Source organism: Aeromonas sp. AE23HZ002T15, from assembly GCF_054165525.2.
Map to the genome: position 1 here is coordinate 3131259 of NZ_CM201342.1, position 23059 is coordinate 3154317.

Sequence of the window (23059 nt, forward strand, 5' to 3'; positions counted from 1 at the left end):
TCGGCATGAGTGATGGAATCATGGATACCCCGCACGGCGAGCACGCCCATCAGCCAGCGACGGGTCTGAGGCGCTGGCTATACACCACGAATCACAAGGATATCGGCACCCTCTATCTGCTGTTCGCGCTGACCATGTTCTTCACCGGCGGTGCCATGGCCATGGTGATCCGGGCCGAGTTGTTCCAGCCCGGGCTGCAGCTGGTCGAGCCCCTGTTCTTCAACCAGATGACCACGGTGCACGGCCTCATCATGGTGTTTGGCGCCGTGATGCCGGCCTTTACCGGCCTCGCCAACTGGCTGATCCCCATGATGATAGGGGCGCCGGACATGGCGCTGCCCAGGATGAACAACTGGAGCTTCTGGATACTGCCGTTTGCCTTCCTGATCCTGCTGTCGAGCCTGTTCATGGAGGGAGGCGGCCCGAGCTCGGGATGGACCTTCTACGCCCCATTGTCGACCAAGTACAGTGGAAACAGTACGGCGCTGTTCGTGTTCGCCATCCACATCATGGGGATCTCCTCCATCATGGGGGCCATCAACGTCATCGTGACCATCTTCAACCTGCGGGCGCCGGGCATGGGCTGGATGAGGATGCCGTTGTTTGTCTGGACCTGGCTAATCACCGCCTTCCTGCTCATCGCCGTCATGCCGGTGCTGGCGGCGGCGGTGACCATGGTGCTGACGGACAAGTACTTCGGCACCAGCTTCTTCGATGCGGCCGGGGGCGGGGATCCCGTGATGTTCCAGCATATCTTCTGGTTCTTCGGCCACCCCGAGGTCTACATCATGATATTGCCGGCGTTCGGCATCGTCTCCAGCATCATCCCGACCTTTTCCCGCAAGAAGCTGTTCGGCTATCGATCCATGGTCTATGCCACCAGCAGCATAGCCCTGCTCTCCTTCATGGTGTGGGCCCACCACATGTTCACCACCGGGCTGCCGGTGGTGGCCGAACTGTTCTTCATGTACACCACCATGCTGATCGCGGTGCCGACCGGGGTGAAGGTGTTTAACTGGGTCGCCACCATGTGGCGCGGTTCCCTGACCTTCGAGACCCCCATGCTGTTTGCCATCGCCTTCATCACCCTGTTCACCATAGGCGGCTTCTCGGGGCTGATGCTGGCCATGACGCCGGCGGATTTCCAGTATCACGACACCTATTTCGTGGTGGCCCATTTCCACTATGTGCTAGTCACCGGCGCCGTCTTCTCGATCCTGGCTGCCGCTTACTACTGGCTGCCAAAATGGACAGGGCACAGGTATGACGAGCGGCTGGGGCAGTGGCATTTCTGGTGCTCCCTCATCTCGGTGAACATGTTGTTCTTCCCCATGCACTTCGTCGGGCTGGCGGGTATGCCCCGCCGCATCCCGGACTACGCGCTGCAGTTTGCCGACTTCAACATGTTCATCAGCCTGGGGGGTTTCGCCTTCGGGTTGTCTCAACTGCTCTTCGTCTGGGGAGTGGTCAAGTGCATCCGGGGAGGGGAGCCGGCGACGGATCGGGTGTGGGAAGGGGCCGAGGGGTTGGAGTGGACCCTGCCATCGCCGCCTCCCTATCACAGCTTCAAGGTTCCGCCCGAAATCCGGCCGGATGAGCACTAGGGAGGCCCCATGAACCAAGTCAATCATGGGCCGCTGCTCAGGAAGCTGGCCCTGATCATCGTCCTCATGTTCGGGTTCGCCTTCGCACTGGTCCCCCTGTACGACGTCTTTTGCAGGATCACCGGGCTCAATGGCAAGACGGCGGATCGGCCGGCCACGGCGGAGCGCGCCGTGATCGACGACAAGCGGACCATACAGGTAGAGTTCCTGGCCCATGCCGACACCCAGATGCCCTGGCAGTTCAACGGGGAAACCCAGCGCCTGTCGGTGAAGCCTGGTGAGATGAGGCAGGTCAACTTCAAGGTGTTCAACCCGACAGACAGCACCATGGTGGGCCAGGCGGTTCCCTCTGTCTCCCCGGGCACTGCCGCCGTTTATCTAAAGAAAGTGGAGTGTTTCTGCTTCAACCGTCAGGAGTTGAAGGCGGGGGAGAGCAAGCTGATGCCCCTCAAGTTTTACGTAGACCCTGCCCTGCCCGACGATATCAACACCATCACGCTCTCCTATTCGCTCTATGACATCACAGAGTCCAAGCCGGCACCGGCGCTAGCGCAGAGGAAATAACCATGGCCAAGGCGACCCAGACTTACTATGTTCCCGAGCAGAGCCGCTGGCCCATCATAGGTGCCATGGCCCTGTTCCTGCTGGCCTTCGGGGCCGGTCACCTGGTCAACGAGGTCGCCAGCAAGCAGACGGGGATTGGTGGCTACCTGATGCTGGGGGGCGTCGCCCTGCTGGTCTTCATGTTGTTTGGCTGGTTTCGCCACATCATCCAGGAGTCCATGACAGGGCTCTACAGCCCCCAGATGGACAGATCCTTCAGGCAGGGCATGGTCTGGTTCATCTTCTCCGAGGTGATGTTCTTCCTGGCCTTCTTCGGGGTGCTGTTCTATGCGCGGCAGTTGGCCATGCCCTGGCTGGATGGCGCCGGCAACAAGGCGATGACGGCGCAACTGCTCTGGCCGGACTTCTCGGCCCACTGGCCCATGCTCAAGACACCGGGCGGCACCACCACCCAGGCGATGCCCTGGCACGGCATTCCGCTCATCAACACCCTGATCTTGCTCAGCTCCTCCGTCACCCTGCTGTTCGCCCATACCGGCCTGGAGAACAACCAGCGTACTCGTCTCAAGTGGATGCTGTTCGCCACCCTGCTGCTGGGGGGAAGCTTCCTGTGGTTACAGGGTTATGAATATATGCATGCCTATCGGGAACTGGGACTGCGGCTGGATTCGGGGATCTATGGCAATACCTTCTTCATCCTGACCGGTTTCCACGGCCTGCACGTCACCCTGGGCACATTGTTTCTTGGCATCATCTGGCTGCGTATCGTGCTGAAGGATCACTTCACCCCCGAGCGTCACTTCGCCTTCCAGGCCGCCGCCTGGTATTGGCACTTCGTTGACGTGGTCTGGCTCTGTCTCTTCGTCTTCGTCTATCTGTTGTGAGGCCGGTTTCAGTAAGGACGGGGGTTGGGTTCCAGCCAGCCCATCGCCAGGGAGAGCAGCAGGATGACGACCACCAGCAGGGAGAAGAAGACCCGTCGACCCAGAGGGGCCGACATCCTCCTGGTCGCCTGATCCGTGGTCATCATCAGCCAGAGGGCGTGGAACAGCTGCCCTATGATGAGCAGCAACATGAGCACCAGCACTATCTTGATCAACATGTTAGGGCCTCGTGATATGCGTGAAGCGGCGACATGGCACAAGCAAGGACCACTCCATCGACGGCGCTGGCTGGTGCTGTTATTCACTCTGGGTGCCTCGGCCATTTTGTGCAAGCTGGCCTTCTGGCAATGGCAACGGGCGGCGGAGAAAGAGGCCTGGCTGCAGCAGGTGGCCGCGGCGCAGCAATCGGCGCCCCTGACGCTGGATAGGCTCGACTGGCGTGAACCGGAGCGGCTCGATGGTGCCGTGCTGAGTGGGCAGGTGGCTTGGCTTCGGCCTTACATCTGGCTGCTGGACAATCAGGGGATGGAGGGGGAAATCGGCTATGACGTCATCATCCCGGTCCGGGCCGATGACGGCACGGCCTTGACCGGCACAGCTTCGTCGAAGGAACCCCTGCTTCTGGTTAATCTGGGCTGGATAGCGGCGCCGGCCAGTCGGGATCAGTTGCCAACGCCCGCGATCCCGTCTGTGCTGGCACTGGATGGTCTGCTGCGAATTAAGCCTGGTGGCCTGCTACTCGGCCAGAACATAGAGAGCGGTCCCTATCCGAACCGGATCCAGTCCGTCAGAGTCGCCAGCCTGAGTGAACAGACAGGTTTGCCCCTCGCCGACGCCATTTTCTATCAAAAGAGTTCCCCGTTTCTCTACCACTACCAGCACAACGTCATGCCTCCCGAGAAACACAGGGCCTATGCGTTGCAATGGCTGGGGCTGGCAATGGTGATGCTGGTGGGGGGGCTGGTGCTGACAAGGAGGGTCTCGTCATGAACGAATGGGCTAGATGGAAGGTACCGCTCGCCTTTGCGCTGGTGATCCTGCTGCCCGTATTGCTGGCGGCGCTGACTCTGCATCAGGGCTGGTATGAGGCCGGTACCCGCAGCAAGGGACAGTGGTTGCAGAGGGAGGTCTATCTGCTGCCACCGCTCTCGACACATGAGAGTCAGTGGCGTCTGGTCTATCTGGAGCCTGAACGTTGTGAGGCTCTGTGCCAGCAGGTGCCTGCCCTGATGCAGCGGATCCAGAGCGCTCTGGGGCGCAATGGGGACAAGCTGGCACTGGTGCCCCTCCCGTTGTCATCCCTTGGCACAGCCAAAGGATTGCAGGCGGATGAGTTGATGCTGGTAGATCCCCAGGGGCTGGCCATATTGCATTACGAGGTACCGGACAACAGCAGTCAGTGGCCCCTGTTTGGCAAGGCGGTGCTGTCGGATCTGCAGCAGCTGCTCAAGTACCAGCGAGGCGTGCAATGAGACTGCAGCAGAGATTGGCCTCGATCGCCATCGCACTGGCCGTGCTGGTCATTCTGCTCGGCGCCTATACCCGGCTCACCGATGCGGGGCTTGCCTGCCCCGACTGGCCAGGCTGTTACGGCTCCCTGGCCATTCCCCATTCGGCGCAGGCCGAGCGGGCGGCCATGCTCTATCCGGATACCCCGCTGGAGCCCCACAAGGCCCGCAGCGAGATGGTGCATCGCTACTTCGCTGGCATGCTGGGGTGCCTGATAGCGGCCCTGTTCCTGTTGAGCTGGCGGCAGGGGGGGCGTCTGCGCATTTACGCCGGTGGACTGCTTTTGCTGGTGATCGGGCAGGCGGCGCTAGGCATGTGGACAGTGACTCTGGCACTGCACCCCCTGGTGGTGACGACACATCTGCTCGGTGGCTTTGCCATCCTGACCCTGCTGTGGCTCTATCGCTGCGAGTTGGGGCAAGCCCGCCAAGCCATCGTCTGTGGCCAGGGGCTCACCTGGTTGGGTACTCTCGCCTGCGGCATGCTCTTGATCCAGATTGCCCTGGGAGGCTGGACCTCATCCAACTATGCCGCCATGGCCTGCGCCGAATTTCCCCTGTGTCACTCCGGTTGGCAGCAACAGTTGGATTGGGATGAAGCCTTTCACCTGCCCCTCGGCCATGAAAGCTACGAGTTCGGGGTCTTGAGCAGGGAGGCGCGCCAGACCATTCACATCACCCATCGACTGGGGGCGCTGGCCGCAGCCCTGCTGGTGGGAGGCTTCGCACTGGGCCTGATCCGTCATGGTGGGCCGATGCGAGCGTTCGGAGCTCTGCTCCTCACCCTGCTGCTGGTTCAGATAGCTCTGGGACTGGCCAATGTGCACCTCGCCCTGCCTCTGGCCAACGCGCTCGCCCATAACCTGGTGGGGGCGCACCTGCTGGTGCTGTGTGTGCTGGCTCGTCGGCGCCTCTCCCACGCTGCCACCTCCCCCTCGTTGTCGCCTCTGGCGATCAGGAGCCGGATATGAACGACAAGTCGCTGGCGCAGCTATTCGATCTCCAGTTGCTACGGGACTATTACCAGCTGACCAAACCCAAGGTGGTGGCCCTGCTGCTGCTGACGGCCTGGGTTGGCATGTTGCTGGCCGAGCCGACACTAGCCTCGCTGGATCGCATAGCGTTGGGACTGGCGGGCATAGGTTTGCTGGCGTCGGCTGCGGCAGCCATAAATCACAGCCTGGATAGCGGCATCGACGCCCAGATGCGCAGGACGCGCTGGCGCCCGGTCGCTCGGGGGCGGATCAGCACTCGGGCGGCCATGATCTTTGCTCTCTGGCTGGCCCTGCTGGGATTTGTGCTGCTCTATTGGGGCGTGAACCCCCTGACCGCCTGGCTGACCCTTGCCAGTCTGTTTGGCTATGCCATCGTCTATACCCTGCTGCTGAAGAAGGCTACCCCTCAAAACATCGTCATCGGCGGGCTGGCGGGGGCCATGCCGCCGCTCTTGGGTTGGACATGCATCACGGGGCAGCTCTCGGCCGAGCCCTGGCTGCTGGTGATGATCATCTTCGCCTGGACCCCGCCCCACTTCTGGTCCCTGGCCATTCATCGGCGGGATGAGTACGCTAGCGCCCGGATCCCCATGCTGCCCGTCACCCACGGCATCGCCTTCACCAAGACGGCTATCTTGCTCTATCTGCTGATGCTGACCCTGATCTGCCTGTTGCCCTATCTGATCGGCATGTCTGGCCTCATCTATCTGGTGGGCAGCCTGGGGCTTAACCTGCAATTCTGTTGGCATGGCTGGTTGTTGAAGGTCTCTGACCGGCCTGCCCAGGCGATGCGCACCTTCCGCTTCTCCATCTACCACCTGATACTGCTGTTCGGCCTGCTTCTTCTGGATCACCACTGGTTATGGCGGTTGTCATAAGAAGTGAGATTGAGGGAGGATCCAGAGGGAGGGGAAAAGCAGGAAATGACAATGCAGCGAGGCTGGCCCGGGGCCAGCCTCGTTATTTTCAGAGCTTGACCATGATGTGGCGCGGCACCGTGTAGTCCTCCAGCGCGTAGAGGGAGAGGTCCTTGCCGTAGCCGGACATCTTCATGCCGCCGTGGGGCATCTCGGAGCAGAGCATGAAGTGGGTGTTGATCCAGGTGCAGCCATATTGCAGGTGGCTCGCCACCTTGCTGGCGAGGCCGAGATCCCGGGTCCAGACCGAGGAGGCGAGGCCGTAGTCCGAGTCGTTGGCCCACTGCACCACCTGCTCGGCGTCATTGAAACGCGTCACCGACACCACGGGGCCGAACACCTCTCGCCGCACGATTTCGTCCTCCTGACGGGCGCCGACGATCAGGGTCGGCTCGAAGAAGAAACCGTTGCCTGGGCGGATCTTGCCCCCCGTCGTCACCTCCACGTGGCCGCTGCTCTGGGCCCGCTCCACGAAGCTGGCGACCCGGTTGCGCTGGCGGTCCGAGATGAGTGGCCCCATCTCCACCCCCTCCTCGCGCTGGCCCCCCACCTTGATGGAGGCCACGGCCTCCGTCATGGCGGCGACAAACTTGTCGTAGATCTTGCCCTGGGCGTAGATGCGGCAGGCGGCGGTGCAGTCCTGGCCGGCGTTGTAGAAGCCGAAGGTACGGATGCCCGCCACCACGGCTTCGAGATCTGCATCGTCGAAGATGATGACAGGCGCCTTGCCACCCAGTTCCAGGTGGGTGCGCTTCATGGTGCGGGCGGCGCTCTGCAGGATCTTCTGGCCGGTGGCGATATCGCCGGTGAGGGACACCATGCGTATCAGGGGGTGTTCCACCAGTGGTGCACCAACGCTCTCACCTCGGCCACAGATGATGTTGATGACCCCCCGGGGGAAGAGCTCGCTGGCGAGCCCCGCCAGGCGCAGGGCGGTGAGCGGGGTCTGCTCGGAGGGCTTGAGCACCACCGTATTGCCAGCGGCGAGCACGGGTGCCATCTTCCAGGCCGCCATCATCAGCGGATAGTTCCAGGGCGCTATGCTGCCCACCACGCCTATGGGATCCCGGCGGATCATGCTGGTGTGCCCCTCTAGATACTCTCCCGCCAGCGGTCCTTGCAGGCAACGGGCCGCCCCGGCGAAGAAGCGGAAGCAGTCCACCACGGCGGGCAGCTCGTCGTTCAGCACCGCCAGATAGGGCTTGCCGCAATTGAGGGATTCCAGCGCCGCGAACTCCTCGGCGTGGCGCTCGATCGCATCGGCCAAACGTAGCAGCAGGTTGCTGCGCTGGGCCGGGGTGGTGCGGCTCCACTGGGCGAAGGCCCGCTGGGCGCCGTTCACCGCCCGGCTCACCTGCTCGAACGAGGCTTCTGGCACCGAGGCGATGAGCTCGCCGGTGGCGGGGTTGAGGACGGGCTCGGCCGGACCGTCACCGGTGACAAACTGGCCGTCGATAAGCAATTGGGTATTGAGCTTCATGGTTGCATCCTTGCGCACGCGTTGAGTCGTTATTTGCCGCTGCCGGCGACGTCCTGGCCGTCGCGGGTAAGGTAGTAGGCAAGCAGAATGGGGATGGTGGTGACGGCCACTATGATGAGGGCCACCACGTTGGTGACGGGTCTGTCCCGGGGGCGGATCAGCTCCTGATACATCCAGATGGGCAATGTGGTCTGCTGGCCCGCGGTGAAGGTGGTGACTATCACCTCGTCGAAGCTGAGTGCGAACGCCAGCATGCCCCCCGCCAGCAGAGCGGTGGCGAGGTTTGGCAGGATCACGTAACGCAGGGTCTGGAAGCCGTCGGCCCCGAGATCCATGGACGCCTCGATAAGGCTCTGGTTGGTGCGGCGAAACCGCGCCAGGGCATTGTTGTAGACCACCACCACGCAGAAGGTGGCGTGGCCGATGACTATGGTCCAGAAACTGAACGGGATCTCCAGCAGGCCGTAGGCGGAGCGCAGCGCTATGCCGGTGACGATGCCGGGTAGGGCGATGGGCAGCACCAGCAGCAGCGACACCACCTCCTGGCCGAAGAAGCGGCTGCGGGCAATGGCCCCCGCCGCCAGGGTGCCGAGCACCATGGCGGCCAGGGTGGCGAGCCCGGCCACTTCTAGCGACAGCTGGATGGCGCGCCACACGTCCGGCCGGTTCAGCGTCACCTCGAACCACTTCAGGGTCAGGCCGGGAGGTGGAAACTGGTAGCTCTTGCTCTCGCTGGTGAAGGCGTAGAGGAAGATGAACAGGATGGGGATATGCAGGAACAGCAGCCCGCCGATGGCGGCGTATTTCAGCAGACCTGAGGCCTGATTCACGGGTGGATTAGAGCGCATCGAAGGCTCCCAAGCGTTTCGCGATGGCCAGGTAGACGGCGATGATGAGGATGGGTACCAGGGAGAAGGCGGCGGCGAAGGGCAGGTTGCCCGCCGTCCCCTGCTGGATATAGACCACCTGGCCTATGTACATGATCGAGTTGCCTATGATGCCCGGGATGATGTAGTCCCCGAGCGTCAGGGAGAAGGTGAAGATGGATCCCGCGACCACGCCAGGCAGGGCCAGCGGCAGGATCAGGGTACGGAAGGTCTGGGCCGGGGTGGCACCGAGATCGCCGCTAGCCTCCAGCAGGGATCGCGGGATCCGCTCCACCGCCGCCTGGATCGGCAGGATCATGAAGGGCAGCCAGACGTAGACGAAGACGATAAAGGTGCCGAGCCGCGAGAACGACAACGACGGCCCGCCTATCACCGGCAGGGAGAGGACGCCGTCCAGCAGCCAGTCCAGCCCGAGGCTGTCCGCCAGCCAGCTGATGACCCCCTCCTTGGCCAGGATCAGCTTCCAGGCGTAGACTCGCACCAGATAGCTGGACCAGAGCGGCAGCATGATGCCGAGGTAGAACAGGGCCCGGGTCTTGCCGCTGGTGTAGCGCGCCATGTAGTAGGCGACGGGGAAGCCGAGCAGGGCGCAGGCCAGGGTCACCAGCAGCGCCATGCCTACCGTTCTGAGGATGACGTCCAGGTTCTCCGGTCGCAGCAGGGCGACGAAGTTTTGCAGTCCCAGCTCGTGGCGTACCTGGCCGCTGAACTCGTCCAGCCCGAAGAAGGCGTTGGAGAGCAGCATCAGCAAGGAGCCCACATAGATGATGCCGAGCCAGATCAGGGGCGGGCCGAGTAGGATCCCCAGCAGCAGGCCGGGGCGGCCATAGAGCAGGGTGGAGAGGCGCCGCAGCGGCCGAAGGGTGGATGGTGCAGAGACAGGGTTCATGGGAAGGCTCGCACTCTGGGGGAGGCTCATGGCTGAGTCTCCGGTTCGGAAGCCGTCAGGCGGTGAATGGCCTGCTCCGGCCAGTTGAGACTGACCCGGGCGCCGTGGGGGAGGCGCTCCTGCCCCTCGTTGGGGTGGTTGACGATGATCTCGAGTCTATCCCCCAGATCGACCCGGTAGCGCACGAAGGCCCCCAGATACTCCACCTCGCGGATCTCCCCCGACCATCCCGGCGTGCCGGCCTCGGTGAGCCGGATCCGCTCAGGGCGCACCATCATCTGCTGGCTGTCGCCGCACAGGCGCCTGGCCTGCTCCCCCTCGAACAGGTTGACGGTGCCGACGAAGCGGGCGACGAAGGGGGTGGCCGGGGCGTCGTAGATCCGATCCGGCGGGGCTATCTGCTCGATCCTGCCCTGATTGAAGATGCAGATGCGGTCGCTCATGGAGAGCGCCTCCTGCTGATCGTGGGTGACGAAGATGAAGGTGATGCCGAGCTGGCGCTGTAAGGCTTTCAGCTCGAGCTGCATCTGCTCGCGCAGCTTGAGATCCAGTGCGCCGAGCGGCTCGTCCAGCAGCAGAATGCGCGGCTGGTTGATCAGCGCCCGGGCGATGGCAATGCGCTGGCGCTGGCCGCCGGAGAGCTGGCCTGGGCGGCGATTGCCGACGCCGGGCAGTCGCACCAGCTCCAGCATCTCGTCTACCTTGCGATAGCGTTCCGTCTTTGGCACGCCCCTGAGCATCAGGCCATAGCCGATGTTGTCGCGCACATCCATGTTGGGGAAGAGCGCATAGTCCTGGAACACGGTATTGAGGTTGCGATCGTAGGGCGGCACCCGTGAGCAGGGCTCGCCGAACAGGCGGATCTCCCCGGCGCTCGGGTATTCGAAGCCCGCGATCATCCGCAGACAGGTGGTTTTGCCGGAACCGCTCGGGCCCAGCAGGGTGAAGAACTCGCCGGCAGGGATCTGGAAGGAGATGTCGTCGACCGCCTTCACCTCGCCATAGTGGCGGCTGACCCGGTCAAATTGTACGGCTGTCATGATACGTCCTTGTCATCTAACCGGGCCGGGTCTCCACCTGGCCCGCAAGAGGGCTATGTCAGGCGTTGTTTACCTGAAGGGGCTCAGCGACCACCCAGGATGGCGATATAGTCCGAGACCCAGCGATAGTAGGGGACACAGGTACCCTGGCTCTTGCACTGGGAAACCGGCGTGCGCCAGAAGTGGACCCGATCGAAGTTGTCGATGCCGTTGGTCTTGCATCCATCGGCCCCGAGCAGGGTATTGCCCTCGCAGGCGGCGGGCACCACGGGCACCGAGCCGAACCAGGAGGCGAGATCCCCCTGCAGCTTGTTGTTGAGGGAGTGTTCCAGCCACTTGTAGGCGCAGGTCAGGTTCTTGGCCTCGCTGTGTACCATGCTGGTGTCGGCCCAGCCGGTGACCCCCTCCTTGGGCACAGTGGTGGCGATGGGCTGCTTGTCGGCGATCAGGGTGTTGGCCTGGAAGGGCCAGGAGTCGGAGGCGACCACCCCCTCGTTCTTGAAGTCATCGATCTGGACGAAGGCGTCGTGCCAGTAGCGCCCCACCAGTTGACGCTGCTTGCGCAGCAGTTCGAGGGAGGCCTTGTACTGATCCTCGTTCAGCTCGTAGGGATCCTTGATGCCGAGCCCAGGCTGGTGGCTCATCAGGTAGAGGGCCGCATCGGCGATGTGGATGGGGCCGTCGAACGCCTGTACTCGCCCCTTGTTGGACTTGCCGTCCGGCAGGGTCTGCTCCTCGAATACCACATTCCAGGAGTCGGGGGCCTTGGGGAAGGTCTTGGTGTTGTACATCAGGATGTTGCCGCCCCACTGGTAGGGCACGCCGTAGTGTTTGCCATCCACCGTGTGCCAGGGGGCGCTCTGCAGGCGGGGATCAATCTTGTTGTAGCTCGGGATGAGCGCCAGATTCAGGGCCTGCACCTTGCCGCCGGCGATGAGGCGCAGGCTGGCGTCGCCGGAGGCGGTCACCAGATCGAAGCCCCCCTCGTTCATCAGGGCCACCATCTCGTCCGAGGTGGCCGCCGTCTTGACGCTGACCTTGCAGCCGGTCTCCTGCTCGAAGCCGGTCACCCAGTCGTAGTTCTTGTCGGTCTCGCCGCGCTCCACGTAGCCGGCCCAGGCCACGATATTGAGTTGGCCTTCACCCTTGCCGAGCTCGGTGGGGGCGGCCTGGGTCTGGCCTGCCAGCAGGGCCGGGATCAGGGCCAGGGTCAGTGGGGTCAGTTTCATCTTGCGCTCCTTGCATGATCGGGAGCCATGGCGACATCGTCATGGCATTAACATCCTGTTAACTGCCATGAGCGTAGGAGAGGGACGCCGTAATGAGAATTTCAATTTTTAACCACACAGGTATCTGAAAAACAGATATCGAGTGCATATGAAACTGAATTTTTGGGGGATGAAGAGGATGAGCCCTAGCGGAGAGTCGCCTGACGGGCCCGCAGCCGGCTCTGATCCCGCACTATGTCGATGAACTCGCGGGCGGTCCAGCTCAGGCGTGAACCACGGCGCCATACCAGGCCGATGTCGATGGCGGGAATGGGCTCCTTGATGGGGCGGGCCTCGACCCGCTCCTGCTCCAGGGACCAGGGGCGGTAGGCGAAGTCCGGCAGCAGGGCGGCCCCGAGCTGGCTGGCCACCAGGCTGCGCACCGCCTCCACCGAGGCGGTGCGCAATACGATGCGCGGCGCTATGCCGTAGCGGCGCAGGCCTGAGCCGATGATCTGATCCAGCTGATCGGCGGTGAGGGAGATCATGGGCTCCTCGCCGAGGGCCTTGAGGGAGAGGGTGGATTCGGCGCAGAGGGGGTGGTTGGCGGCGAGCCAGAGTCGCAGCGGCGAGCGGGTCAGCAGCTCGGTATCGAACGCCTCCTGACGGATGGTGCGGTTGGTCATCAGGATCCCCACGTCCACCTCGCCGTTGACAATCTGGTGCTCGAGGTAGGGCTGCTCGTCCTCCTTCACCTCGATGCGCACCGCCGGGAAGGCGCGGCGGAATCGGCCTAGGGCCTCCGACAGATAGTAACCTGCCACTAGCGTCGTCACTCCCAGGGTGAGCTGGCCCTGATCCTGCTGGGCCACCGCCTTGAGGGATTGTCCCGCTTCCGTCATGGCGCCGAGGATCCGTCTGGCGTGCAGCAAGAACTGGTGACCCTGGGCGGTGAGGCTGACCCCGCGCGGGTTGCGCTCGAACAGGGCGGCGCCGAGTTCGGTCTCCAGCTCGCGGATGGAACTGGTGACGGCAGACTGGGAGATGTGCAGCTCGGCGGCGGCGCGGCTCACCGAGAAGCTGTCGGCCACGGCGACGAAATAGCGGATCTGGCGAAAGGTGAAGTTCATCTGGGCATCCTGCCACTGGGTGAGCTGTCAGCTTAACCGTTAACCGCGCCCAAACGAAAGGCGCCTGCAGGCGCCTTTGTCATTGTCTTTGAATGCTTAGCGAGAGCTGGCCGCCTCGATCACCGGCAGCCGGTTCACCCCCTTGCCCAGATAGGCGAGGGTGATGGTCACTATGATGCAGGTGAAGCTGAGCCACATGTAGGGCAGGTAGTCCAGGGTTGCCACCCCCAGCACCCCGGCCATGAAGATGCCGTTGTCGCTCCAGGGCACCATGCCGCAGGTGAGGGTGCCGCCAAACTCAGCGTTGCGGGAGAGGTTCTTGCGAGCCAGTCCCAGCCGGTCGTAATTCTTGGCCATGATCTTGGGGGTCAGGATCAGGGACACATACATGGCCGAACCGAACACGTTGGCCAGGAAGGCGGTGCCTATGGTGTGAGTGGTCAGGCTGCCGGCACTGTTGATCCGCTTCTCGAAGGCGCTGGCGATGACCGTCAGGATGCCGACCTTCTCCAGCAGACCGCCGAAGCCCAGACCGAAGATGATGACGGCCACCGACCCCAGCATGGACTCCATGCCGCCGCGGCCGAGGATGTTGTCGATGAAGTCGACCCCGGAGACGATGGGGAAGGGACTGTAGGCCGAGTGCATCGCCTTGACCGGATCCATGCCCTGGAAGGCGATGGCCCAGATAAGGCCCAGCAGGGCACCGAAGCTGATCACCGGGAAGGCTGGCTTGCGGTTGGCCAAGAGGCCCAGCACCAGCACCACGGGGACTATGGCCAGCGGCGTGATGTTGAACTGCTTGTCGAGGGCTTCCATCACCAGGTTGACCTGCTCCAGGCTGACATTGCCGGAGTACTGTATGCCGACCACGGTGAACAGGGCGGCCGTGATGACGTAGGAGAACAGGCTGATGGGCAGCATGCCCTTGATGTGTTCCACCACGTCGACGTTGGACATGGTGGATGCCAGCACCACGGAGTCCGAGAGGGGGGAGAGCTTGTCACCGAAGTAGACGCCGGAGAGCACGGCACCCGCCACCAGAGGCGCGGGTACCCCCAGGCTGTGGCCTATGCCCATCATGGCGATGCCGGCGGTGGCGGCGGAGCCCCAGGAGGTGCCGGTCGCCAGCGAGGTGAGGGAGCAGATGATCAGGGTTGCCAGCAGGAAGATGGACGGGTGTATCACCTTGAGGCCGAAGTAGATGATGCTGGGGACTATGCCGCCGGCGATCCAGGTGCCGACCAGGGCACCGACGGAGACCAGTATCAGGATGGCGCCCATCCCCTTGGCGACGCCGTCGACGGCGGCCTGCTCCAGGGACTTGTAATCATGGCCGAGCCGGATGCCGAGCCCCATGATGACGAACCAGGCGATGAACAGCGCCAACTGGATTGGCAGATCGAGCACGCTGGTGAAGGAGAAGGCCAGGGCCAGGAAAATCGCCAGGCAGGCGAACACCTGCGGCATGCTTGGCAATCGGATGTGGTTTTGTTGGTTTTGCATAGATACTTCCTAAACTCTTGCTCGCCAAGGTTGGAGCCTCTCGTCCTGTGGATACGCGTATCCCGAGGAGCCAACCCAAAAAGAGGGCGCAATCTACCACAAACCCAAGGCTCGAAATCCCAACTTATTTAGCAAAAATGCATTAATGATTGAAAAACTTGCCCATTAGTTGATCTCGTAAGCATTTTTTGAGTGTTTGGTCGATGCCACACAAATGGGCGAGACCCATAGGAAAGTCCGATTGCACCCTCATAAAATACAAATGATAATTATTATCAATTGTTGCGAGAGGGAATTCACCATGATCTGGATAGTGCGCTGCCTGCTATTGGCAGGGGGGCTGGCGGTATTGGGTTGGGGTCAGGACAAGGCATACGGCATCTGGAGCCTGGGGTTCCTGCTGGCGGCCTGGGTCATGCTGGAACCCAGGCTGAGGCCTGTGTTGATCCTGCTGCCGGTGGCGGGCATGACGGGGGTGGTGGCCCTGATCTGGCAGCAGAGCTGGCACTAGTCGCTAGCGGGAGGGGATGGCCAGGATCCTGTCATGGGCCTGGCGCAGCGCGGCGATGACCCTCTGCTCCATCTCGGTGCGCTCGACCTCTGTGGTGAAGTAGATCATGTCGACGTTGTGGCGAATGTAGTGGGCGGGAAGCTGGTTCAGGGTCAGGCAGCAGAGATCCGCCAGTTGCTGGGGGCTCAGGGCCTGACCCAGCCCCTGCTTCTCTATCTCCTTGAGCACCAGATGCTCATAGAAGTTGTGAATGTCGGTATCCAGGATCATGGGTCGCCCCTGTGGTGGCCTAGTGTTATCAACAGCATAGCCATGAGCCACAAAAACAAAAGGCCCATCACTCTCGTGATGGGCCTTTTGCATGATAGATGGTGCGAAGAGAGGGACTCGAACCCTCACATCCGTGGGACACTAACACCTGAAGCTAGCGCGTCTACCAATTCCGCCACCTTCGCACACTGATTTTCTCCAGCTGGTTTTTAAATGCGGTTGGAGCGCATTCTCTGATTTTACATGTCAGAAGCATGGTGCGAAGAGAGGGACTCGAACCCTCACATCCGTGGGACACTAACACCTGAAGCTAGCGCGTCTACCAATTCCGCCACCTTCGCACATCGGGTTATCAGTCTGGATTTACATGCTGTCTGACAAAAGCATGGTGCGAAGAGAGGGACTCGAACCCTCACACCCGGGGGGCACTAACACCTGAAGCTAGCGCGTCTACCAATTCCGCCACCTTCGCACATCGGGTTATCAGTCTGGATTTACATGCTGTCTGATAAAAGCATGGTGCGAAGAGAGGGACTCGAACCCTCACATCCGTGGGACACTAACACCTGAAGCTAGCGCGTCTACCAATTCCGCCACCTTCGCACATTGTCATCAATCTTGTTTTCCATGCCATCGATGAAGCATGTCGCAGTATGGTGCGAAGAGAGGGACTCGAACCCTCACATCCGTGGGACACTAACACCTGAAGCTAGCGCGTCTACCAATTCCGCCACCTTCGCATCACTGCGGTGGGGGATTCTATAGAGTTTTGGGGGAGCGTCAACAGCCAAAGGGGACTTTTTTCGCTGTTGACGGATAAAGCCGCGCCAAGGGCACAAAACTTCAGCAATCAGCGCCTGTCCCTAGCCAGCGCATCCCGATACATCTGCTCGTATTGGGTCACGGAGTCTGCCCAGTTGAAACGGGTCTGCATGGCCGTGCGCTGCACCTTGGCGAAGCGCTCCGGTTCTTGCAGGTAGTGGAGCAAGCTGCGACGCATGGCATCGAGCAGGGTGCTGGCGGTGGGATCGTTGAAGCAAAAACCGGTGGCCCGCGCAGGGTCCGCGTCCCAGTCCACGACGGTATCCTTCAGGCCGCCGACGGCCCGCACCAGCGGCAGGGTGCCGTAGGCCAGGCTGTACATCTGGTTGAGGCCGCAGGGCTCGAACAGAGAGGGCATCAGGAAGAAGTCGGCGCCGGCCTCCACCAGATGGGCCAACCGATCGTCGTAGGCGTTGATGAAGGCAAACTTGTCGGCGTGTTGCTGGGCGATGGCCTGCAACTGGGCGGCGAGGGACGGGTCGCCCGAGCCGACGATGACCAGCTGGACCTGATGCTGCAGGAACTTGGTCAGGGTGGGGATCAGCAGATGGACCCCTTTCTGCTCGGTCAGGCGGCATACCATGCCGTAAATCGGCAAATCTGCAGCGGGAAGGCCCGCCTCCTGCTGCAGGGTCTGCTTGCAGATACCCTTGCCGGCGAGGTGGTCGGCATCATAGGTCGCGGGCAGATAGGTATCGCAGGCGGGATCCCAGTCCTGATAGTCGCAGCCGTTGAGGATGCCGCACAGATCGCTGGCCCGCTGCTGGAACACGCTGGCCATGCCGTGGGCACCCAGGTGAGTCAGCAGCTCGTTGGCATAGTTGGGGCTGACCGCATTGATCTTGTCCGCATAGAGCACCCCGCATTTGAGCAGGTTGACGTGGCCGTAGTCGTAGTTGATGCGCCGCTCGTAGTCGGTGATCTCGGGCAGGGCCCAGAACTGCGGGCGATCGAACACCCCCTGAAAGGCCGCGTTGTGGATGCTGATGACCGAACGGGTGTGCTGGAAGAAGGGGTTGCCTGCATAGCGGGTCTTGAGCAGCAGGGGCAGCAGACCGGTGTGCCAGTCGTTACAGTGGACGATGTCGGGGGCAAAATCGAGCTGTTCGCAGGCGTGCAGGGCTGCGGCGGCAAAGAAGGCGAACCGCTCGCCGTTGTCGGGGTAGGCCTGGTTGTTCTCCGCGTAGAGCTGGGGGCGCTCGAAGTACTGCGGGCAATCCAGCAGGTAGACGCAGACCCCGTCCAGTTCCAGCTGATAGATGCGATAGCTGATATCGGCCCGATCCGGCGGGGTGGGCAGCCAACGGGAGGCGATGAGTGTCGCCTCGTCCCGGCGCTTGAGGGTCTGGTAGAAGGGCAGGATGATGCGAACGTCGTGGCCCTGGCGGGCGAGATTCAGTGGCAGGGCTCTGGCCACGTCCGCCAGGCCCCCGGTCTTCACCAACCCCTCGACCTCAGAGGCAACAAACAGGATTTTCAACGGGCTAGTAACCAACTCTTGCTCCCTTAGGTACCACGACGATACCGCCTTCGGACACGGTAAACCTCTCTCTGTCATGGTCCAGATTCTCACCGATCACGGTGCCGGGTGCAATTTCAACGTTTTTATCTATGATGGCGCGCCGAATTGAGCAGCCTTCCCCGATCTTCACGTCCCCCAGCAGCACGGATTCGCTGATGTGACTGCAGGGACCTATGTTGCAGCTAAAGCCCAGGATGGAGCGCTGGATCTGGCTGCCCTGGATGAAACAGCCGCCGGAGATCAGGGAGTTGGCGATCTTCACCTTGCAGTCGTCGGTGTCGATGAAGGTGGCGGGGGGCAGGGGCGGATAGTGGGTGTGTAGCGGCCACTTGCGGTTGTAGAGGGAGAAGGGAGCATCATCGGCCACCAGGTCCATGTGTGCCTGCCAATAGGAGTCCAGCGTCCCCACATCGCGCCAGTAGACGTTGGGTTTCTCCCCCGGGATCACGTTGCTGCTGTAGTCGTAGACATAGACGGGGGTGCGGGGGTAGAGGCTGGGGATGATATCCTTGCCAAAGTCGTGGCTGGAGTTCTCCTCCGCGGCATCCCGCTTCAGCTCGCGGTACAGCGTCTCGGTCTCGAAGATGTAGTTGCCCATGGAGACCAGGGCCTGGGTGGGATCCCCGGGGATGTGCTTGGGATGCTTGGGTTTCTCCTCGAAGCCTATCATCCGCCCCTCCTGATCCACCTCGATCACCCCGAAGGCGCTCGCCTCCTCGATGGGCATGCGCAGGGCGGCGACCGTCATGGCGGCGGCCTTCTGCTTGTGGAAGGAGACCATCTGGCTCACGTCCATCTTGTAGATGTGATCCGAGCCGAAGATGCAGACGTGCTCGGGATCCGAGGTCTCGATGAAGCGCAGGTTCTGGTAGATGGCGTCCGCGGTGCCGTCATACCAGCGCTTGCCCATCCGCATCTGGGCCGGGATGGGGTCGATGAAGCGATCCGTGATGCCGACGATGTTCCAGCCCTTCTTCATGTGCAGGTAGAGGGATTGGGACTTGAACTGGGTGAGCACATAGATGCGCAGGAAGTCGGCGTTGACGAAGTTGTTGAGGACGAAGTCGATCAGCCGGTAACTGCCGCCAAAGGGCACCGAGGGTTTGCTGCGGGTGGTGGTCAGTGGCTGGAGACGGGTCCCTTCTCCCCCTGCCAAAATCATGGTCAAAATGCCTGCCATCGTATTTCTCTCTCTGTATGAAAAGGTTTTCAGTCTGCTGCGAAAAAACACCCCGAAAGGGGTGGAAATCGTTTTCTTTCACCTTAACAGATTCCGTCTGGCACTCTCTACTGCTTTTATGACAGCCGTTACACTTAATTACACTTTGCTCAGATAGACCTTGAATTTGGCATCGCTGCCGATCACCTCGGTCTGTCTGAAGTGAGCCTCCAGTATAGGCAGATATCGCAAGAAGGCGTTGGCGACTATGGTCAGGGAGCCGTCGGCACTGAGGTAGGCGGGGGCCTTTTCCAGGAAGGTTTCGGTGGCGGTATAGAAGGTTTTGAGCCCGGCGTGGAAGGGCGGGTTCGAGACGATATGTTGGAATTTTCCATCAATATCGGAGTAGACATCGGAGGCGTGCACATGACCCTGCAGGCCGTTGGCGGCCAGGGTACGGCGGCTGGACTCCAGCGCCAGGGCACTGATGTCCACCATGTTTACTTGCAGCTCGGGGTTGCGCTTGGCCAGCATGGCACCGATGACGCCGGCACCGCAGCCGAAGTCCAGCAGCCTGCCGGTCATGGGGGGGAGGCTGGCCAGCAGCATCTGGCTGCCGAGATCCAGGCCGTCGGCGCTGAATACCCCGGGCAGGGCCATCACCGTCAGCGCCGTGTCACCGGCCTTGCACTCATAGCGGCTGAACCAGGCATCCAGCTCGAACGGGGCGACCGGCTTGCTGAGCTCACCGTGATAGAGGGAGCAGCGGCGCGCCGAGTCCCGCTTGATGGGCTTCTCCCCATAGGCTGCCAGCAGCTTGTCGGCACCGTTGATCCCCCCCCGGTTCTCCCCTGCCAGCAAGAGATCGGCGCCCGCTTCCAGCAAGGGGGTCATCATGGCCAGCAGGTATTGGGCCTCGGCCTTGGCCTTGGGCATCAGCAGCAGCAGGGCATCGAAGCGGGGGGCGCCGCCGAGTCGGTGATCGAACAGGATGCGATCCCCGAGCGCCTCTTGCTGGCCGAGGTAGTAGCAGTAGTCAGTGGTGAAGACGGTCAGGGAGTCGGTCAGTTCGGCCAGTTGGCGTGGGTAGTCATCCTCCAGGGCGCCGCAGACGAGCAGCCGCTTGCCGACGAAGAGGGCTTGGTTACGTTCCAGCATCTGGCTGACGGCACTGACAGGACGGCTCATTGGTTTTCTCCACGCAATTTTGGGCGGCCATTATACATGGCTGCTTTCGCCTTGACATTTATGCCGCCTTCCCGAAATATGCCAGACACCTTATATATCCAGAGATGAGCCATGCGCCAGCGCGTATCGAAACGAAAGCATAAACACAGCCTGTTCCCCGGGCCTGCTGACGTGCGCGCGTAACCTCTCATCCTTGAGACGATTCAAGCCCCGGTAGCGACCCTCGTACCGGGGCTTTTTATTGACCAAACCACCCATTCAGGAGAAGGAAATCCATGTTTCAAGGTTCGATAGTTGCCCTGATCACGCCGTTCAAGCAGGGCCAGCTGGATGAGGCCGCGCTGGCTCGTCTGGTGGAGTGGCACATAGAGCAAGGCACCCATGGCATAGTGCCGGTCGGTACCACGGGGGAGAGCCCGACCCTGACCCACGACGAGCACTGCCGGGTGGTGGAGCTGGTGGTCAAGCAGGTGGCCGGTCGCGTGCCCGTCATCGCGGGCGCCGGTTCCAACAACCCGGTCGAGGCCATCGAATACACCCGTCACGCCGAGCAGGCGGGGGCCGATGCCACCCTGCACGTGGCCGGTTACTACAACCGCCCGAATCAGGAGGGGTTGTATCACCACTTCAAGGCGGTGCACGACGCCACCAGCAAGCCCATCATCGTCTACAACATCCCGCCCCGCGCCATCGTCGATGTGCAGCCGGCGACCCTGGCCCGCCTGGCCGAGCTGCCGCGGATCGCCGGGGTGAAGGATGCCACCGGCGATCTGGCCCGTCCCTGGATCGAGCGCCAGCTCATCAAGAAGCCGTTCGCCTGGCTCTCCGGTGAAGATGCCACCGCGGTCGCCTACAACATAGGCGGCGGTCAGGGTTGCATCTCGGTGACCGCCAACGTGGCCCCCAAGCTGGTGGCCGAGGTGCAGAACCTGGCCCTGGCCGGTGACTGGCAGGCGGCCCGCGAGCTGCAGGACAAGCTGATCCCCCTGCATCAGGCCATGTTCGCCGAACCGAGCCCGGCTGGCGCCAAGTACGCGGTCTCCCTGCTGGGTCTGTGCAGCGAGGAGTGCCGGTTGCCGGTGATGCCCCTGTCCGAGGCCACTCGCGAGCGCATTCGCAGCGCCATGCAGGCGCTGGATCTGCTGTAAAAATGGGCTCTGGATCGCGCTTTTGAGTGTCAGGTCAGTTAGGCGCTGACTTTGTAGATATACTCGCTTGGATACATTTCAAGGATGAGTGGGCATGCAAGAATGGGATCCGGAGCACTTCACCAGTTTCGAACACCTCTGTGAAGTGACCCTGGCCGCGGTCAGAGAGAAGACCGAGGCCGAACAGATCTATCTGTGGCTGCGGGCGCCTGTGCCCCAGCTTTATTGTTACCGGCCGGAGTCGGGCCTGCTCTGTTTGGCTGCCGACACCCTGCCGACCCTCCCCGTCTCTTTTATCGAACGCTCCCTCGTGCTCGGCCAGTTGCTGGTGGAACCCGTGGCACAGGCCCGGGGGCCCTGGGAGAACGTCGAGCCCGAGGCCCCGCGCCTGCGGGTCAGCTTCCCCCTCAAACGGCACCAGGGACTGGAGGCCGTGGTCTATCTGGAGACGAGGCGCCGACTGGATCGTCTGCCCATGCGTCACCAGCAGAGCATTCAACTGCTGATGCATTATCTGGCAGCGGAGCTGGATGGCAGAAGGCTGGCCAGCCAGGTGGACAGGGAGCGGGATCAGCGCCTCAGTACCCAGGCGGACCTTGATCGCAGCCAGGCCCTGCAGGATGCCTTCCTCAATATGCTGCAGGCCCTGCAGGATGCCTTCCTCAATATGCTGCAGGCCCTGCACCAGGTCGGGGTCAAGCTCTCCGGCTGCGACAACGAAGACAGGCTGCTGCACGACGCCGTGGTCCTCGCCAGGGAGGAGCTGCAGTTCGATCGCGTCGCCATCTTCCTCATCGACAACGATCTCAAGACCATGCAGGGCACCTGGGGTACCAACGAGGCGGGGGAGCTCACCAATGAGCGCCACTTCGTCACCCCCATCCCCGAGCACCCCACGGTACAGGAGGCGCTGCGGCGCAAGGATTATGTGCTGGTGCTGGAGGATGCCCCCCTCTATTACGAGCAGCAGGAGGTGGGGCGGGGCTGGAACGCCATGGTCTCCCTGTGGGACGGGACCACCCCCATCGGCTGGATAGCCGCCGACAACCTGCTCTGGCGCCGTCCCCTCAAGGCGTATCAGAGCGAGATCTTCAAGCAGTACGCCGCCGTGCTTTCCCAGTTGCTGATCCGCCAGCGTACCCAGGCCAAGCTGGAGCGCTTCAACCGGGAGCTGGAGCTGAGGGTGCAGGAGCGGACCCGGCAACTGGCCGATACCAACCGGGCGCTGGAGGAGGCGAATCGGCGCCTCTCCCTGCTCTCCCTCGAGGATCCCCTGACCGGGATCGCCAATCGCCGCCAGTGGGACATCACCATGGAGCGGGAGTGGGAGCGGGCCCGCCGCCATCAGGGGGTGCTGGCGGTGCTGATGATCGACGTGGATGAGTTCAAGTCCTACAACGATCACTTCGGTCACGGCAAGGGCGACCAGTGTCTGCAGCGGGTCGCGGCCCTGCTGCAGGAGACGGAGCGGCGGCGCACCAACCTGGTGGCCCGTTACGGGGGGGAGGAGTTCGTCATCCTGCTGTGTGCGCCTCAGCCGGGGGAGGCGGAGCGACTGGCGGAGCAGATCCACCAGGGGCTCAGCAGGCTGCAGATCCCCCATCCGGCCTCTCAGGTGGAGCCGCATCTCACGGTCAGCATCGGCTTCAGCTATCTCATCCCCTCATCGGACAAGGGGTGGCAGACCCTCACCGAGCAGGCGGATCAGGCGCTCTATCACGCCAAGTCCCGGGGGCGGGCCTGCACCCTGGCCTATCTGGTGGATGCGGTCCCCGTCATCGCCCCTCACTGACCCCGGTCGCCGTGACGGCATTCTCCCCCGGCAAC

The 23059-nt window shown here is 62.3% G+C and carries 22 protein-coding genes and 5 tRNA genes; 10 read left to right on the forward strand and 17 right to left on the reverse strand.

Features of this window, described 5'->3' with window-relative positions:
• The first annotated feature begins 5 nt into the window (after window positions 1-5).
• From ctaD to ACT5M9_RS14645, 3 genes are read left to right on the forward strand one after another with little or no spacing between them, the layout of a single operon-like run.
• Window positions 6-1604 (forward strand): cytochrome c oxidase subunit I, encoded by a 1599-nt coding sequence (gene ctaD, locus ACT5M9_RS14635; protein WP_457982192.1) that lies wholly within the window; start codon window positions 6-8, stop codon window positions 1602-1604.
• Window positions 1605-1613: 9 nt separating this feature from the next.
• Window positions 1614-2168, forward strand: a complete 555-nt coding sequence (locus ACT5M9_RS14640) for a cytochrome c oxidase assembly protein (protein WP_457982193.1) — start codon at window positions 1614-1616, stop codon at window positions 2166-2168.
• A gap of 2 nt (window positions 2169-2170) precedes the next feature.
• Window positions 2171-3052, forward strand: coding sequence for a cytochrome c oxidase subunit 3 (locus ACT5M9_RS14645; RefSeq protein ID WP_457982194.1), 882 nt, complete (start codon window positions 2171-2173; stop codon window positions 3050-3052).
• Between the two features lie 8 nt (window positions 3053-3060).
• Here the strand turns inward: ACT5M9_RS14645 and ACT5M9_RS14650 are convergent, their stop codons facing one another.
• The gene (locus ACT5M9_RS14650) at window positions 3061-3270 is read right to left on the reverse strand and encodes a DUF2909 family protein (protein WP_253627400.1); all 210 of its coding nucleotides are present in this window, start codon (window positions 3268-3270) and stop codon (window positions 3061-3063) included.
• Between the two features lie 73 nt (window positions 3271-3343).
• Between ACT5M9_RS14650 and ACT5M9_RS14655 the strand changes: the two genes are divergently transcribed.
• The 4 genes from ACT5M9_RS14655 to cyoE are packed head-to-tail and all read left to right on the forward strand — an operon-like array spanning window position 3344 to window position 6433.
• Window positions 3344-4042 (forward strand): SURF1 family protein, encoded by a 699-nt coding sequence (locus ACT5M9_RS14655; RefSeq protein ID WP_457982196.1) that lies wholly within the window; start codon window positions 3344-3346, stop codon window positions 4040-4042.
• Window positions 4039-4524, forward strand: coding sequence for a hypothetical protein (locus tag ACT5M9_RS14660; protein WP_457982197.1), 486 nt, complete (start codon window positions 4039-4041; stop codon window positions 4522-4524). The genes ACT5M9_RS14655 and ACT5M9_RS14660 overlap by 4 nt, the downstream gene beginning before the upstream one ends.
• Entirely contained in the window at window positions 4521-5531 is a 1011-nt protein-coding gene (locus ACT5M9_RS14665) for a COX15/CtaA family protein (protein ID WP_457982198.1), read from the forward strand. The genes ACT5M9_RS14660 and ACT5M9_RS14665 overlap by 4 nt, the downstream gene beginning before the upstream one ends.
• Window positions 5528-6433: a heme o synthase gene (cyoE, locus tag ACT5M9_RS14670; RefSeq protein ID WP_457982199.1), complete on the forward strand. Its 906-nt coding sequence runs from the start codon at window positions 5528-5530 to the stop codon at window positions 6431-6433. The genes ACT5M9_RS14665 and cyoE overlap by 4 nt, the downstream gene beginning before the upstream one ends.
• Window positions 6434-6521: 88 nt before the next feature.
• Here cyoE and ACT5M9_RS14675 read toward each other — a convergent pair whose 3' ends face one another.
• From ACT5M9_RS14675 to nhaC, 7 genes are all read right to left on the reverse strand, one after another.
• Window positions 6522-7952 (reverse strand): gamma-aminobutyraldehyde dehydrogenase, encoded by a 1431-nt coding sequence (locus tag ACT5M9_RS14675; protein WP_457982200.1) that lies wholly within the window; start codon window positions 7950-7952, stop codon window positions 6522-6524.
• 29 nt (window positions 7953-7981) lie between these two features.
• Entirely contained in the window at window positions 7982-8800 is an 819-nt protein-coding gene (locus ACT5M9_RS14680) for an ABC transporter permease (RefSeq protein ID WP_457982201.1), read from the reverse strand.
• Complete coding sequence (locus tag ACT5M9_RS14685) at window positions 8790-9758, reverse strand: ABC transporter permease (RefSeq protein ID WP_457982202.1); 969 nt, start codon at window positions 9756-9758, stop codon at window positions 8790-8792. Before ACT5M9_RS14685 ends, ACT5M9_RS14680 begins: the two co-directional genes overlap by 11 nt.
• Entirely contained in the window at window positions 9755-10768 is a 1014-nt protein-coding gene (locus ACT5M9_RS14690; RefSeq protein ID WP_457982203.1) for an ABC transporter ATP-binding protein, read from the reverse strand. The genes ACT5M9_RS14685 and ACT5M9_RS14690 overlap by 4 nt, the downstream gene beginning before the upstream one ends.
• Before the next feature lie 83 nt (window positions 10769-10851).
• The gene (locus tag ACT5M9_RS14695; protein WP_457982204.1) at window positions 10852-11997 is read right to left on the reverse strand and encodes an ABC transporter substrate-binding protein; all 1146 of its coding nucleotides are present in this window, start codon (window positions 11995-11997) and stop codon (window positions 10852-10854) included.
• Between the two features lie 185 nt (window positions 11998-12182).
• The gene (locus tag ACT5M9_RS14700; protein ID WP_457982206.1) at window positions 12183-13106 is read right to left on the reverse strand and encodes a LysR family transcriptional regulator; all 924 of its coding nucleotides are present in this window, start codon (window positions 13104-13106) and stop codon (window positions 12183-12185) included.
• Window positions 13107-13202: 96 nt separating this feature from the next.
• A complete protein-coding gene (gene nhaC, locus ACT5M9_RS14705; protein WP_457982207.1) occupies window positions 13203-14612 on the reverse strand; it encodes a Na+/H+ antiporter NhaC in 1410 nt (469 codons plus the stop codon).
• Window positions 14613-14913: 301 nt separating this feature from the next.
• Between nhaC and ACT5M9_RS14710 the strand changes: the two genes are divergently transcribed.
• The gene (locus ACT5M9_RS14710; protein ID WP_438549324.1) at window positions 14914-15123 is read left to right on the forward strand and encodes a hypothetical protein; all 210 of its coding nucleotides are present in this window, start codon (window positions 14914-14916) and stop codon (window positions 15121-15123) included.
• A gap of 3 nt (window positions 15124-15126) precedes the next feature.
• Here the strand turns inward: ACT5M9_RS14710 and ACT5M9_RS14715 are convergent, their stop codons facing one another.
• From ACT5M9_RS14715 to rsmC, 9 genes are all read right to left on the reverse strand, one after another.
• Window positions 15127-15393: a late competence development ComFB family protein gene (locus ACT5M9_RS14715; RefSeq protein WP_457982208.1), complete on the reverse strand. Its 267-nt coding sequence runs from the start codon at window positions 15391-15393 to the stop codon at window positions 15127-15129.
• A 99-nt stretch (window positions 15394-15492) separates the two neighbouring features.
• Window positions 15493-15578, reverse strand: a tRNA-Leu gene (locus tag ACT5M9_RS14720).
• Between the two features lie 70 nt (window positions 15579-15648).
• Window positions 15649-15734: transfer RNA gene (locus ACT5M9_RS14725), tRNA-Leu, on the reverse strand.
• A 45-nt stretch (window positions 15735-15779) separates the two neighbouring features.
• Window positions 15780-15865, reverse strand: a tRNA-Leu gene (locus ACT5M9_RS14730).
• 45 nt (window positions 15866-15910) lie between these two features.
• Window positions 15911-15996: transfer RNA gene (locus tag ACT5M9_RS14735), tRNA-Leu, on the reverse strand.
• A 51-nt stretch (window positions 15997-16047) separates the two neighbouring features.
• Window positions 16048-16133 (reverse strand) — tRNA-Leu (locus tag ACT5M9_RS14740).
• A gap of 110 nt (window positions 16134-16243) precedes the next feature.
• Window positions 16244-17710, reverse strand: coding sequence for a glycogen synthase GlgA (gene glgA / locus ACT5M9_RS14745; RefSeq protein ID WP_457982210.1), 1467 nt, complete (start codon window positions 17708-17710; stop codon window positions 16244-16246).
• The gene (gene glgC, locus ACT5M9_RS14750; protein WP_457982212.1) at window positions 17700-18917 is read right to left on the reverse strand and encodes a glucose-1-phosphate adenylyltransferase; all 1218 of its coding nucleotides are present in this window, start codon (window positions 18915-18917) and stop codon (window positions 17700-17702) included. Before glgC ends, glgA begins: the two co-directional genes overlap by 11 nt.
• A gap of 138 nt (window positions 18918-19055) precedes the next feature.
• Window positions 19056-20084: a 16S rRNA (guanine(1207)-N(2))-methyltransferase RsmC gene (gene rsmC, locus ACT5M9_RS14755; protein ID WP_457982213.1), complete on the reverse strand. Its 1029-nt coding sequence runs from the start codon at window positions 20082-20084 to the stop codon at window positions 19056-19058.
• Window positions 20085-20359: 275 nt separating this feature from the next.
• Here rsmC and dapA point away from each other — a divergent pair, with 275 nt between their 5' ends.
• Window positions 20360-21232, forward strand: a complete 873-nt coding sequence (gene dapA, locus ACT5M9_RS14760) for a 4-hydroxy-tetrahydrodipicolinate synthase (RefSeq protein WP_457982215.1) — start codon at window positions 20360-20362, stop codon at window positions 21230-21232.
• Window positions 21233-21326: 94 nt separating this feature from the next.
• Window positions 21327-23024, forward strand: a complete 1698-nt coding sequence (locus ACT5M9_RS14765; RefSeq protein ID WP_457982216.1) for a sensor domain-containing diguanylate cyclase — start codon at window positions 21327-21329, stop codon at window positions 23022-23024.
• Window positions 23025-23059 lie beyond the last annotated feature (35 nt).